Genomic DNA, 11,728 nt, shown 5'->3' on the forward strand with positions numbered 1-11,728 from the left:
GCGGCGATCGCCGGCCGGGCACCGGGGATCGTAGACCGTCCATCGATCGCGGTGTAACCGAATATCCATTATGGACAATGTTCGCCAGGCCGCCGATTCTGCAGCAAACCGCGACCCGCCGGATACCCGCACACCCACCGCTAGGCACGTCGCCCCCCAAGCGCCAGCAGCGTGCAGCTTGACTAAGCGTGAGCGTCTCGTCGTCTCCGACGCACATCACGGTCTGCGTACCTGGCCGGCGACAAGTTTGCGTCTAGCCTGAAGTTTCGCGATGCAGAGGCTTTGGGGGATGGAGTGGACGGGCTCACGTCAGCGCAGGTCGCCGTCTCGAAACGCAACGACGCACCGCGCAGGACGAGCAGATCCTTCGGCGCTATCGTCAGAGCGAACGTCCTCACCCTGTTCAACCTGGTGATCGCCGTCCTGTGGCTGCTCATCATGATCTTTGGCGAGTGGCAGGACGGGCTGTTCGGCCTGGTCATCGTGGCCAACTCGCTGATCGGCATCGTGCAGGAACTCCGCGCCAAGCGCACCCTCGACCGCCTGGCCGTGGTCAACGAGGCCCCCGTCAGGGTGCGCAGGGACGGCTCGGAGCGAGAGATCCCGCCGTACGACGTCATGCTTGGCGATCTCGTCCTCGTCGGGCCGGGTGACCGGCTTCTGGTCGACGGCGAGGTCCGCGCATCCGAGGGGTTGGAGGTCGACGAGTCACTGTTGAACGGCGAGGCCGATCCCGTGCACAAGGCGCCGGGCGACCAGGTGCTGTCGGGCAGCTTCGTCGTCGCGGGCTCGGGCGCGTTCACCGCCACCAAAGTCGGCGAGGACGCCTACGCCGCGCGCCTGACCGCCGCGGCGAGCAAGTTCACGTTGACCCGCTCTGAGCTGCGCGACGGGGTCGCCCGCTTCATCAAGTACATCACCTGGCTGGTTGTCCCCATCGGCGCGCTGCTGATCTACAGCCAGGTCCACCGCCACGCGGACTTCGGCACCGCCATCACCGGCGCCGTTGCCGGCATCGTCACCATGATCCCGGAGGGGCTGGTGCTGATGACCAGCATCGCCTTCGCCGTCGGTGTCATCCGCCTGGGCCGCCGCAAGTGCCTGGTGCAGGAACTTCCCGCGATCGAGGGCCTCGCCAGGGTGGACGTCCTGTGCCTGGACAAGACAGGCACCCTCACCGAGGGCGGGATGGACCTCGGCGAGGTGCTACCGCTGCGCGACGGCGAGCCGATCGAGGACGCTCTCGCCGCCCTCGCCAACGCCGACCCGCGCCCCAACCCCACGGCTCAGGCCATCCAGGCCCGCTACCCTTCCACGCCGACCGGCTGGGCGGCCAGGCAGCGGGTGCCGTTCTCCTCCGCCCGCAAGTGGAGCGGCGCGGACTTCGACGGCCACGGGACGTGGATCCTCGGCGCTCCGGACGTCCTCATCGACCCCGGCAGCCCCGCGCACGCCAAGGCGAGCGCCCTCGCCTCCACCGGTGCCCGCGTACTCACACTCTGCCGCGCCCCCGACCTGGACGGGCAGTACGGGGAGGCCGTCGCACTCATCACGCTCACGCAGCGCCTGCGCCCCGACGCCCAGGAGACCCTGGCGTACTTCGCCAAGCAGGGCGTCACCGTCAAGGTCCTCTCCGGCGACAACCCGCAGGCCGTCTCCGTCATCGCCACCACCCTCGGCATCCCCGGGGGCGACCGGGCCGTCGACGCACGCACCCTCCCCGAAGACGACCCCGACAAGGTCGCCGAGATCCTCGACACCAACACCGTCTTCGGGCGGGTGACCCCTCAGCAGAAGCGGATGTTCGTCGGCGCGCTCCAGTCGCGCGGCCACGTGGTGGCGATGACCGGCGACGGGGTCAACGACGTGCTCGCGCTCAAGGACGCCGACCTCGGCATCGCGATGGGCGCGGGCAGCCCGGCCACCAAGGCGGTCGCCCAGGTGGTCCTGCTGGACAACCGCTTCGCCACCCTCCCCCACCTGGTCGGCGAGGGACGAAGAGTGCTGGCCAACATCGAGCGCGTCTCCAACCTGTTCCTCACCAAGACCTTCTACGCGATCACACTGTCGCTGCTCACCGGCCTGACCGGGCTGGCCTTCCCCTTCGCCCCGCGGCACTCCACCCTGGTCAACGCGCTCACCATCGGTGTCCCCGCCTTCTTCCTCGCGCTGGCGCCCACCCTCCAGCGAGCCGAACCGGGGTTCGTGCCCCGGGTGCTGCGCTTCGCCGTACCCACGGGCATCGCGTGCGCGGCCACGGTGCTCCTGTCCTTCCTGACCGCGCACCTCCCCGCCTCCACCTTGGAACAGGACCGAACCTCCGCCGTCGTCACCCTGTTCCTCATCACCTGGTGGGTGCTCATGCTCGTCGTACACCCGATGACAGCCTGGCGGATCGGGCTCATCGCCGCGATGGCAGTGCTCTTCGTACTCGCCCTCACCATCCCGTTCGCCCAGGACTTCTTCGCCTTCGACCCAGGCGGCCTCCACGACATCCTGATCGCCGTCGGCATCGCCGCCGTCGGAGCCGTGCTCGTCAGCCTCGCCGTCAAACTCACGCCACCCCTGGGCCCGATTGAATGATCCAGCGCGCGCGTAGCGTCGTCCTGTCACAAGAAAGGAAGGACCACATGCGGATCTTCGTTGCCGGCGCGTCCGGAGTCCTGGGACGGGCCTTCCTCCCACTAGCGATCACGGCCGGCCACGAGGTGATCGGGATGACCCGATCCGGCCAAGGCACACAGACGGTCGAAGCACTCGGAGCAACCCCGGTCCTCGCTGACGCCCTCGACCGTGACCAGGTCGCCCAGGCGGTCGCCAAAGCCCGCCCGGACGCAATCGTCGACCTCCTGACCGACCTGAGCACTGGCAACTCGGCAAGCAACGCCCTCCTACGCACCGAAGGAACAAGAAACCTGGTCGACGCCGCCCGGATGGCCGCGGTGGACCGGTTCGTCGCCGAAAGCATCTCGTGGATCCACGCCCCGGGCACGGCTCCCGCGGACGAGGACGAACCGCTCGACCTTGACGCCGCCGAACCTCGACGCACCACGATCCTCGGCGTGCAAGCCCTGGAGAACGCGGCACACGAACGCTCACAGGGCATCGTGCTGCGATTCGGGCAGCTCTACGGCAACGGCACCTGGTACGCACGCAACGGCCGCTTCGCCGACGCTGTCCGAGCCGGAGGCCTGCCGGCAACCGAGACGGTCACCTCGTTCGTCCACGTGGACGACGCCGCACGGGCAACCCTCCTCGCGCTCGGGTGGCCGGCCGGCACATGGAACATCGTCGACGACGAACCAGCCCCAGGCACCGACTGGGTACCCGTGTTCGCTCGCGCGATGGACGGCCCCGATCCGCTCGTCACCCGATCCGGCGACGCCGGCCGCCCCGTAGCCAACGGCCGTGCTCGGGCACAGGGCCTCGTGCTGCAGTACCCGAGCTGGCGCGACGGCTTCCTGACCTCGTGAGGCCACGCTGTTCATGACCGCAAACTGGCCCGGGTTCTGCTGATCAAGCAACTGCATCAGAGGCGAACGTGATGCCCTTCGCCGGTCGCCGAAGAGCACAGGTCTCTCACCGCTGCACATGTGCCTCGATGCCGTCGAGGATCCTCGCAAGGCCGAATTCGAAGCCATCGAGCGAGGGCTCGTCGTCGAGAAACGTCGGATCCTCCATCACGTCCGCGACGGCATGCAGATTGCGGGAGCGGAGCTGGCTGTCCAGGAACACGCGGACCGCACGCATCGCGCGTTGCTGATCAGGATTTGCGCGGCGCAACGCGGCCGGTGTTGGAGTGTTGCGCCGCAGGTTGGCGACGTACCGGGCGTGGCTGTCGAGGAGGTACGCACAGGTCAGCATGTGCTGCGCCGCCATACCGGTCGGCTTGAGCACAGTGATCAGAGCATCCAACCAGGCCGCGTTGTGCGGAGTCAGGGGGACAGTTGTCGGTACGTCTAGCAGCCATGGACGGGATAGAAAGCGTTCGAACAGCTGGCGTGACCACAGCGCGGCTGCCTCTCGCCAATCGCCGTCCGGCAACGCGGGCGGGTCGCCCCAGGCACGATCGGCCAACAGCACGATGAGCTCATCCTTGGAGCTGACGTAGCGGTACAGCGCGTTGGTGGTCACGCCGATCCGGCTGGCCACTTTCGGCAGCGAGGCCGCGGCGATGCCTTCCTCATCGGCCAACTCCGTCGCGGCCGCGACGATCTCCTCGACGCTGTGCGCCGGCTTGGGACCGCGCCGCCCCTCGGTGTCGACAACGCCCCAGGCTGCAGCCAGGCCGGGCGGCAGCGCCTCGAGATTCGCGTCATCAGTGCGCGTGCGATCCGGTGCGACCGGTACGGCGCCGCGTCCGGAGCTCTTACGTGGGGCCATGGCCGGCATCCTCTCAGAGGTCTGAACCAAATTGTAGACGGCTTGCACAGTTGTTGTTACTGTGCATGGCATGAACACTTCACTGCATACACAGATTCAGCTCCCGGCCACAGCTCGCCGCTGGATCGGCCTGGCCGCGATCCTCGGCGCCGTCTTCGCGATGGCCGAACTTCCTCTCTACTTCGTGGTACCGGCATGTGATGCTGCGGCCTGCGGTGTCGAGACCGGCAGTCCTATGCCGGACTGGCTGATCCTGACGCGCACACTCTTCAACTTCCTCGCGCTCACGCTGTTCCTGGTCTCCATGACGGGCGTCCGGTATCTGATCGCGCGAGCCGACGCCCGGTACGAATGGTTCGGCGCCGTGGCCGGTACCGCTGGCGCGGCATGGGCGATCATCGACATGGTCGCCAAGGGACTCGAAGGCGGCAGCGCCATCAAGGCCACCGAGGAGATCGACCCGACGCGCACCGTACCCACCTACCTGCTCTACGGCTCCATCAGCCACCTGATGCTGGTCGTCTTCGGTCTTGCCTTCGGGTACGCGGCCCTGCGCACCCGCGCACTTCCCAGGTGGGTCGGCTGGTCGTCATTTGGCATCGCCGCCCTTCACCTGGCCGCAGTACCGTCGATGTTCTTCGGCTTCAATTCGTCGGAGTTCTACGCCTCCAACGGCTGGGGTGCGGTCGCGATGTTCAATGGCTACGCCGCCATCTGGCTGGCGGCCGTCGGCGTCGCAACGTTGCTGAAGAAGACTCCGCCGGCGTCGACCCTCGCTTGACCGCCAACGCATAGGCGCGCACGCGTGGCGAGTTCGGTGGCTCGAATTCTGCTGAAGTCGCCACCGATGCGCCTGCCTCGCCCTGCCGCCTAAGGAGGGGGCTGAGCTAAGAGAGACCGTCAATTGGATCACTTGAGGCGGCGGGTGGTGGGCCTGGTCGACCAGCGATACCGGGTTCGAGCCTCGGGGATGAGTGCACGGATGGTGACGAAGGCGGCGGCGAGGTAGAGGAAGAAGTCCACGATCTTGCCGTCGCGGTCGGTGCAGCGGCGTAGCTTGCCGTAGCCGTTCATCCAGGCATGCGTACGCTCGGCGACCCACCTTTTGCCGGCCTGCACGGGCGCGGGGACGCCCTTGCGGCCGATCTCGCCGGGCAGGCCCAGCTCGTCGAGCAGGGTGCGGGTGACGTTCGAGTCGTAGCCGGCGTCGAGATGGATGGTGACGTCGTCGGGCCAGTGTGCACCGACCTGGTCGGCGGCCGCCTGCAGTGTCGGGCCGAGCAGGAGTGAGTCATGGCGGTTGGCGCCCGTGGAGACGATCCCGAGGGGACGCCGGCGCCGTCGGTGGCGGCCGGACGTTCAGGCCACCCTTACGTCTGTCCACTGGGGACGGTCCGGCCTTGTCTCCGCCGCAGGGGGCCTTGGTGATACATCCGTCCGCGGTGATGTCGGCCAACCGCAGGCCGATGATCCGGTCGTAGGCTGCGAGGGCTACCGCGTGGACGCGCTCGGCGATGCCGGGCGGCCGCCCAGGTTTTGAGCCGGCGGCGGATGGTGGAGTCCGAACATCCGATGGTGGCGATACGTTCGTAGCCCGACCCGTGGACCAGCGCGTCAACGAGGTGTTCGAACACCACCCGGTCCGGGATGCGACGGCGGTGGCAGCCCAGCGGATGATCGGGATGGAACTCGCCGTGTTCGGGCAGCAGCGTGGCGAACTCGACCCAGACGGGTTCCAACAGCGATGATGGGACGGCAGGCACGGGCGTCCTTGTCGGTCACAGAGCGTAGAGAACTCCGATGATCGACATACCCGTGCCTGTTTGCTACCCCGAACCGTTTCTTTGACCGACTTCCGCCCAATTGACGGTCTCTCTTACAAGCGATACCTGTGTTGCTGGCCCCGGGCGCGACGCCTCCTCGCTTCGTACGACAGAACCGAATTGCGTGAGCGGCGACAGTCAGGCTGCTCCGCTATTGAGGTGGGCGAGCAGGGCACGGATGTCGGCAACGTCCATGCCGCCTGCTGTGAATGTGTCGTCCTCTTGCAGATCGCCGAGCTGCCGCACGGATGGATCGTCCAGGATGCTGCCCATGAACTCGAGCTTTTCCTCAAGGCGCCGGGCCACTACCTCGTCAACTGTTCCGCGCGCGGCCAGTACCGTAACCCGTGTCTCGGTCTCGGGCGCCAGACCGAGCCGATGAATGCGGTCGAGGCTCTGCAGGAAACGCCCGGCCATGAAGTCCCGGTCGACATAGAGAGCGTCGTGGCAGACCTGGTGCAGGCTGATGCCCTCCCCCAGCGTTGCGGGATTCGAGATGAGGACCAGGCAGTCCGGATCGGTACGGAAGCGCCTCAGCTGCTCCTCGCGATCCGGGGTACCACCGTGTACAGCAGCAGGCCCAAACGGCTCGAGCAGGCGCTCCATGGTGGTGATACTGCGCACGAACGTGGTCCAGACGAGGGTCTTCCGCCTCTGCTTCGCGTTCTCGGCAACGATCTTGACGGCCTCCTCGTACTTGGGGGAAAGCTCGTAGCCAGGGAGGCCCTTCAACAGGGCGCGGAGTGAATCTCCCGGTGGCACGTCTAGCGGCGGCACTTGGTAGGCGAGCGGCTCGTAGCGGGTCGATCCCTCCTCGAGCAAGGCGGGGCTCGTCGCTGCCATGAGCATTCTCAGCATCGCCTTGCCGAGTGCCTCAAGGTCTCCTGAGCGGGCGGACGGGTTGCCCTTGAGAGCCTCGTAGATTTCCCGATGGAGCGGGGGTAGATCCACGTAGCGGATCTTCGTATCGACCGGTGGCAACCCGAGTTCGCGCTTGGTTGTGCGAGTGAACAGCGGACGAAGCACTGAGCTGGCATAAGCCAGGTTCCCCCCGCCTACTGCGTCCCCGACGACCCGCTTACCGTGACCAGGCCAGACGAACGACAGCAGACTCTCCAGATCACGTGCGCCGTTCGGGGCCGGCGTGCCGGTAAGAATCAGCCTCCGGCGAGCGAGTGGACCGAGGGCTAGGCAGGCTGCTCCGTAGGCGCCGATCGAGCCAAGCTTCATGCGGTGCGCTTCGTCGAGGATCACCATCGCAGGGGCTGCGCGCAGCCATGCGGCCAGGCCGGCGACAGCTCGGCCGATCCGCTCGTAGTTCACGATGAGCACCTCCGCGCCTGGGTCAGGACTGGCAGCCATCACCGACGTGCGCAGCGGCTCCTTGAAGCAGGCGGCGCTCTCGAGCTCCCACGCCTCATACGCGGACTTCGGGCAGACGACAAGCACCCGCTGAGCCTCGCCGCCCTCGCGCATCGCGGCAAAGACGGCGAGAGCGACTCGTGTCTTGCCGGCGCCGGGAACGCTGAAGTTGGCCCCGTGACGCAGCGTGAGCAGGCGCGCAATGTCACGGCGCTGGAAGGTCGTGAGATTGGCAGTCCACTCGGGACCCAGCAAGGCATCGACGTCTGCTGGGTCCACGGTTTGCGTGCCGGTTAGCGGCGCGGTGCCGGCAAGGCTCTGCTCGGCTGTCGCCGCATCGTCAAGAACGCCGTTTACTAGGGTGGCGAGAGCGTCCTCCCACTCGACCAGATCGTGGGTCCAAGTGCCGAGTTCGCCAATGCCGGCAAGAAAATCATCTAGATCAATCTCCGCCGTAACCGGACCGCTCTGGGCACCAACGGCGATGCGCCCGACCAATCTGGTGAAGTCATCTCGGAAACGGCTGTGGGTGCGCAACACCACCCGGGTACGGGTGACATCAAAGGACAGGCGCAGCGATGGTCCAGCGACGTCCGGCGTGGCGATCACTGCTGCACCGCCACCGCGCGCAGCCAGGTGACACCTTCGCCGGGAAGTTCGATCGTTTTGCCGGCCTCGGTGGCCAGACGGCCCATGACTCCCCTGAGTTTCAGCACCGCGTCATCGAACGCTTCCTGGTCGAGGCTTCCGTTGCCACGAGCCAGGACGAGATCGGTGATGCACTGCTCGAGGTCTTTGCAGGCGTCGGTGACCCGATCCGGGGCGGCCTGCCGCTTCTTGCGCATCCGGAAGTCCTTCCCGGCGAACTCGATGGCCTCGTCAAAGGCAGTCTTCAGTTCTTGCTTTGCGCTGGATGCATCGGCCAGCTGACTGGGCCCCGCCTTGTCGCCGGCGACCTCGACCGCCTTGAGTTTCAAGGCCTTGTCGGTCAGGGCGCGGGCAGCGGCGACCTGCGGGCCGGCGGTCGGCACCGTCCGGTTCAGCCCGGGAATAGTCACGGCCGCGGGCGCGGCCGCACTCGGCTTGAGCGCGTCGGGCAGACGCTGCTCAAGGAACCGGGCCTGGAAGTCCGAGCCAATGTTCCGCACGTCCGTCTTGGCGAAATCGAGGGTGATCGCGGCTAGGCGTGCTTCCTTGAGCAGCTCCGCCTTCTCCCTGCTCTTCTCGCTGGTGACAGTGCGGTAGAGCTCGAAGAGCTTCTCCTTGTCGTTCTCGAAGTCCATCAGCCGCAGCGAGAAATCGCCGCTGGCGCTGCGGCGAATCAGCTCACGAAGCTCGTTGAGGATCCAAGCGTCGCGCACGCACGCCGGCGTCGTGGTGTGGAAGTCGCGGGCGATGTCGGATAGCGAGCGGCCGAGGGCGACCTGTTCCTCAAGGGCCAGCAGGTGATTGATGTACGAGTAGTCGCGTCGGCGGTCATGACGCAGTTGCAGAGTGAGCTCCACCGCATGGATGTCAGCCCAGGTGCATGATGCGGGGAGAACCCCGACGCGGATGGTGGAGGCACCCAGCTCCTTGAGAGCCGCATGGCGAGTGTTCCCGTTGACCAGGATGCCGTCACGCGTGATCAGCCCAGGTTCCAGCTGCTTGTAATCGCGCAGGCTCTCCTTGAGTTCGTCGAACCGCGGGTCGCGCTTTGCCGGGTCCGCCGGCTGCGTAGTGAGCAGGTAGCGCAGATACTCCTGACTGCCCTCACTCCAGGGATCGATATCGAGTGCCCGGTCTTTCTCAGCGTCATGGCTGCGCTGTGCCCGGATCCGGTGTGTGCCAGGGTTGTAGAACAGCTGCGTCACCGGCATGTCGATCACTTGGACGTTCAGGGGCTGCTCCCGAAACTCGATCTTGAGCGTCTCCGGCACTCCGCCGGTCTCGCCCACCTCTCCCAGCCGCTGCTCGACGAGTGAACGGTTGGTGGTTGAGAGCGGTGGCACGCCGAAGTCGTATGTCATCTTTCGTTCTCCCGATACGTCGTCACAGGTGAGCGGTCGGCCTGGGCGCCAACCATGGACTTGCTCGAGGCCGCAGGCGGTCGAACTATCAAGCAAGTGCGTCGCGGACATGTTCGCGGGCGTCAGCCGGCAGCGTGCGGTAGGCAGCCCATACCTCTTCGACCGCGCTGAAGGTCCTGCCGTCTTGCTCGATCCAGGCAGAGAGCATCCTCTTCTCGATCGCCGGCAGCTTCGCGATCTGCGCCAGCACCTGACGCAGGTCAACGACCAGCTCGCGGTTGCCAACCCGGCACCGGTTGCATTCGATGACCACCTGTGTTTCCCGGCGGCCGTCTGGCAGGCGCACCACCCGCCGGGCTACATCGAGCTGCGATGTGATATCAGTGCCCGCGTATTTCTCGCCGGGCCCGATGCCGCAGCTGCGGCACTTGTGCCCGTCGCGCATCAGGACCTCGTGCCGCTGGCTCGAGGTGATGGTAGTGATCCGATCACGGCTGCCCTTGCCGGGTTCCCACACCGAAGCACCACGCTGAGTGAAGCGCTGCTCGTGGGCCTCCAGGCCGATATCCTCGCGGTTGGTGTCGATCTTCCAGCCGAAGTCACGCAGGTCCCGCATACGCCGATCGATCTGCGACACGTCCGGGAACGCCTCACGCAGCTGGTTCTTAGTGAAGGTGTTGCCTTCGCCAACGATCTGGACGAGCCACAGTGCCGCCCGCTTCATGGTGCCCAACCTTGCGTCATCCCAGGCAGGCATGACCATGCGGTATTCACCTCTCGTTGCCGTTACGGGTCGACGGCCAGCCTGAAGTGCACTGACACCGGCCCGGTCAGGAACGACCGAGCTGGAATGACGTCACGTCACACCAAGCGATGTCCGAAGCAGATGACCCAGGCCAACCGGCGGCTGACTCACCTAGCCAATCCGATCACCGTGCAATCCGGAAGGCGGTTCGTGTCCCGATCCGAAAGCAGGACACATGAGGGACCGGCAGATCCGGCAACACGCGACAGAATGCTTCGGGACGGCGGGCTCTCGCGCTAGACATCGAGAGCCCGTAGCTAGGCACGCTCGGATTGGAGTCAGGGTTGCCGAAACGCGGGGAATTGTCCGATATTGAATGGCTGCAGGGTCCGCAGCGTGAGCTCACGCAAGCGGTGCGTGGTCTGTATATGCTCCTGGTCGGCAAGCAGCTCGGAACACGTGGCGTGGCCGACCGCTGCCGGTCGTCGAAATCGGCGTTCTCTGCCCTGCTCAACGGCAAGACAAAGCGCCCCAGCCTCACCACTTTGCGGATGTTGCACGAGTTGGCCGAGCGCGAGGTAGGAGCGGAAGCCTTACCCGTGTCCATGAGCCAGGTCGAACGGCTTCATGGCGCTCTACTGGCCGCGGACGAGGTCCAAGACCAGCAGCCGTGTGCAAATTGCCCTGCATCAAGGGCGCAGGCTGCTCCGCTGCTGGCTGCTGCGCCGTCCACCAACGGCCAGCCGGCCGATCGGCCTGTCCGCACCTCGGGGCTGGACACGAGGTTGCCGGTCCCCTCACCGAAGGGGGACCGGCAACCGATCGTCGTGCGAGAGTGGCTGGGAATGGATGACCTCGTGGCACGTCTGGTTGCGGATCAGGTTGCTGACGCCGCCGGCATCCTGCGATACATGGGACTCGCCGCCACGCCGCCCGAAACGGCAGCCGCAATCAACTCTTGCCATCGCCGGGGACTCGCCGAGGCGGCTAACGCCATCATCGTCTACGCTGCGCAGCGCACCGACCATGAAGTGATGCGCATCGCCAAGGTTCTACTCGACGGTGCAGACCCCGACGGCGCCGCAGAACTCCTTGGGCGCAGGCTGACTGCATAGCCTCTGGCCAGGCCCAGCTGCGTCAAGACTCGCTATCGCCGCATTGGGGTAGTCGCCTGGCAGCGCGTAGCACGAAGCGTTGCACTCGCATACATGCTCGAGCTGGCCGAGATGGTCGAGCAGACGGCAGGTACAGCGCCGACGCCCGCGCACGCGGCGACGCGAGCCCCTACCGTAACCGGGCCACCGACGTCTACTGGGCCTGCCCCGTTTTGACGGACATCCGAGATCAGGGGACCTGGGGTCTCCGGGAGGATGTCTAGCATCATGGAGAACGTGGGGAAGAAGCGA

Annotated in this window: 8 protein-coding genes and 1 pseudogene; 4 read left to right on the forward strand and 5 right to left on the reverse strand. The window is 66.3% G+C overall.

Going from position 1 to position 11,728, the window contains the following annotated elements; genetic code table 11:
- The first annotated feature begins 411 nt into the window (after positions 1–411).
- Both AB0M46_RS41350 and AB0M46_RS41355 read left to right on the forward strand, forming a co-directional pair.
- A complete protein-coding gene (locus AB0M46_RS41350) occupies positions 412–2,583 on the forward strand; it encodes an HAD-IC family P-type ATPase (protein WP_363345359.1) in 2,172 nt (723 codons plus the stop codon).
- A 47-nt stretch (positions 2,584–2,630) separates the two neighbouring features.
- Positions 2,631–3,473: an NAD(P)-dependent oxidoreductase gene (locus AB0M46_RS41355; protein ID WP_363345360.1), complete on the forward strand. Its 843-nt coding sequence runs from the start codon at positions 2,631–2,633 to the stop codon at positions 3,471–3,473.
- Between the two features lie 106 nt (positions 3,474–3,579).
- Here the strand turns inward: AB0M46_RS41355 and AB0M46_RS41360 are convergent, their stop codons facing one another.
- Positions 3,580–4,383, reverse strand: a complete 804-nt coding sequence (locus AB0M46_RS41360; protein ID WP_363345361.1) for a TetR/AcrR family transcriptional regulator — start codon at positions 4,381–4,383, stop codon at positions 3,580–3,582.
- A 70-nt stretch (positions 4,384–4,453) separates the two neighbouring features.
- Between AB0M46_RS41360 and AB0M46_RS41365 the strand changes: the two genes are divergently transcribed.
- Positions 4,454–5,164, forward strand: a complete 711-nt coding sequence (locus tag AB0M46_RS41365; protein ID WP_363345362.1) for a hypothetical protein — start codon at positions 4,454–4,456, stop codon at positions 5,162–5,164.
- Positions 5,165–5,292: 128 nt separating this feature from the next.
- On the opposite strand, the pseudogene AB0M46_RS41370 reads toward AB0M46_RS41365, so the two are convergent.
- The 4 genes and pseudogenes from AB0M46_RS41370 to AB0M46_RS41385 all read right to left on the reverse strand — a co-directional run bounded on the left by AB0M46_RS41370 (position 5,293) and on the right by AB0M46_RS41385 (position 10,301).
- A pseudogene (locus AB0M46_RS41370) lies at positions 5,293–6,146 on the reverse strand (IS5 family transposase).
- A 198-nt stretch (positions 6,147–6,344) separates the two neighbouring features.
- Positions 6,345–8,177 carry a DEAD/DEAH box helicase gene (locus AB0M46_RS41375; RefSeq protein WP_363345363.1) on the reverse strand — a complete coding sequence of 611 codons (1,833 nt, stop codon included), beginning with the start codon at positions 8,175–8,177 and terminating at the stop codon, positions 6,345–6,347.
- A complete protein-coding gene (locus AB0M46_RS41380) occupies positions 8,174–9,577 on the reverse strand; it encodes a transcriptional regulator (RefSeq protein ID WP_363345364.1) in 1,404 nt (467 codons plus the stop codon). Before AB0M46_RS41380 ends, AB0M46_RS41375 begins: the two co-directional genes overlap by 4 nt.
- Positions 9,578–9,665: 88 nt before the next feature.
- Complete coding sequence (locus tag AB0M46_RS41385) at positions 9,666–10,301, reverse strand: hypothetical protein (RefSeq protein ID WP_363345365.1); 636 nt, start codon at positions 10,299–10,301, stop codon at positions 9,666–9,668.
- 365 nt (positions 10,302–10,666) lie between these two features.
- Between AB0M46_RS41385 and AB0M46_RS41390 the strand changes: the two genes are divergently transcribed.
- On the forward strand, positions 10,667–11,437 hold the full coding sequence (locus AB0M46_RS41390; protein ID WP_363345366.1) for a hypothetical protein: 771 nt from the start codon (positions 10,667–10,669) through the stop codon (positions 11,435–11,437).
- Positions 11,438–11,728: the final 291 nt, after the last annotated feature.

This window comes from Dactylosporangium sp. NPDC051485, assembly GCF_040682015.1.
Classification (GTDB): Bacteria; Actinomycetota; Actinomycetes; order Mycobacteriales; family Micromonosporaceae; genus Dactylosporangium.